Source organism: Propionibacterium sp. (assembly GCF_047719395.1).
Taxonomy (GTDB): Bacteria; Actinomycetota; Actinomycetes; order Propionibacteriales; family Propionibacteriaceae; genus Propionibacterium.
The window spans coordinates 1-1,909 of sequence record NZ_JBDNTB010000061.1 but is presented as its reverse complement, the minus strand read 5'-3'; the positions used below and the strand labels follow the sequence as shown (position 1 = coordinate 1,909).

The window sequence follows — 1,909 nt, the reverse complement described above, 5'->3', positions numbered from 1 at the left end:
TAAGCGCGATGGCCTCCAGCCATCACTAGCCGATACAAGCGTCCGGCGCGGTAGCTGGAACGCACCAGCGGGCCGCTCATCACACCCGCGAAACCGAGCTGCTCGGCAAGCTTCCCGAAGGCGACGAACTGGGCCGGGGTGACCCAGCGATCCACCGGCCGCAGCAGCTTGTGGGGCCGAAGGTACTGCGTGATCGTCACCAGCTCCGCTCCGGTGGCGCGGATGTCGCGCAGCACCTGCTCGGCCTCCTCGTCGGTCTCCCCCATTCCCAGGATCACATTCGACTTGGCGATCAGGCCCGCCTCGTGCGCCGCGCGCAGCACATCCAGCGAACCCTCGTAGCTGAATCCCGGGCGGATCCTGCGGAACAGCCGCGGCACGGTTTCCACATTGTGACCGAACACCTCCGGTCCCGCATCGAAGACGGTCCCGAGAAGATCGGCCTTCCCGGAGAAGTCCTGGGCCAGCATCTCCACCCCGACACCGGGATTGAGCGAGTGGATCTGGCGGATCGTCTCGGCGCACAACCAGGCGCCCTCGTCGGGCAGGTCATCGCGGCAGACAGAGGTCACGGTCGCATAGCGCAGACCCATCTGACGCACCGACTGAGCCACCCGCAGCGGCTCACCACGATCGAAACCGGCCGGTTTGGCCGACTCGATCTGGCAGAAGTCGCAGCGTCTGGTGCACCTGTCACCCCCGATGAGGAAGGTGGCCTCGCGGTCCTCCCAGCACTCGAAGATGTTGGGACAGCCCGCCTCCTGACAGACCGTGTGCAGCGAGTCGCCAGCCATCCGGGCACGCATGTCCTTGTACTCCGGCCCCACGACTGCCCGGGTCCTCAGCCATTCCGGCCGGTCGTGGTCGATGGGAGTACGGGCATTGCGAGATTCGATGCGCAGCAGCCGCCTGCCGGGTTGGGCCTCGGCGCTCACAGCCGCACCACCCTCGGAGTCGCCACCGGTGCCAAGATCTCAGCGGTCGGATGGTGGAAGGCACGGTGCGCGCGCCGGGGGATGTCAGGTGACATCTCATATGGCTTGAACTCGAGCAGCTCGGCCAGCAGCGGATACATCGCATCGGCCACCTGGTCAAGACTCGGCGCATGGCCCAGCTCCCGACGGATTGAGGTGACATCGGCATCCTGGATACCGCAAGGAACGATGTTGTTGAAGGAGTCGAATGCAGGGTCGACGTTCAGTGCGAAGCCGTGCATCGTCGTCTGGTGGCGGCAGCGCACGCCGATGGCGCAGATCTTGCGTTCCGGCCCGACGCCGTCGGAGGCGATCCACACGCCGGTGCGGCCTGGCACTCGTCCAGACCGGATCCCATAGCCATCCAGCAGCCTGATGACCGCTTCCTCGGCCCTGCGCACATAGTCCACCGGGCCGATGCCGCGCTGCAAGAAGACGATCGGGTAGCCCACCAGCTGGCCGGGCCCGTGCCAGGTGATCTTGCCGCCCCGGTCCACATCGATGACGGGACGCCCGTCGAAGGGACGCTCTTCCGGCGTGGTCTCGCGCCCGGCGGTGTACACGGATTCGTGCTGCACGAGCAGCAGCTGATTGCAGATCTCGTGATGGGAGACCCGCTCCAGCAGCTCGCGCTGGTGGTCCCAGCCCTCCTGATAGTCATAGAGACTGCCCGGCCGGGCATCGAGGCAGTGCTTCTCGACTGCCAGGCCCGCAGGATGGGCAACCTTGACCCGATCGCCACGGTCGTTGTGGTCCTCGGCGTCAATTCCTCGTGCGGTGGAGTCCTGCTGCAGTGCGGTCACGGCAGCCATGCTAGTCAAGACCCGGCGCCCCAAGAAGCGCCGCGGGCCCGCGCACGGGGGCAGGGCCCCCGCCCGTGCCGTAGACACAAACCAACCAGCCCAGACGCCCGGCAAAACCGCTCCCCGACCGGC

2 protein-coding genes are annotated in these 1,909 nt (G+C 66.8%); both read right to left on the bottom strand.

Features of this window, described 5'->3' with window-relative positions:
• Positions 1-935, bottom strand: a 935-nt coding sequence (locus ABF648_RS10315; protein ID WP_415632190.1) for a lipoyl synthase, incomplete at its 3' end; no start/stop codon positions are given.
• Positions 932-1,741 carry a lipoyl(octanoyl) transferase LipB gene (gene lipB / locus ABF648_RS10310; protein ID WP_415632199.1) on the bottom strand — a complete coding sequence of 270 codons (810 nt, stop codon included), beginning with the start codon at positions 1,739-1,741 and terminating at the stop codon, positions 932-934. The genes ABF648_RS10315 and lipB, both read right to left, overlap by 4 nt.
• Positions 1,742-1,909 lie beyond the last annotated feature (168 nt).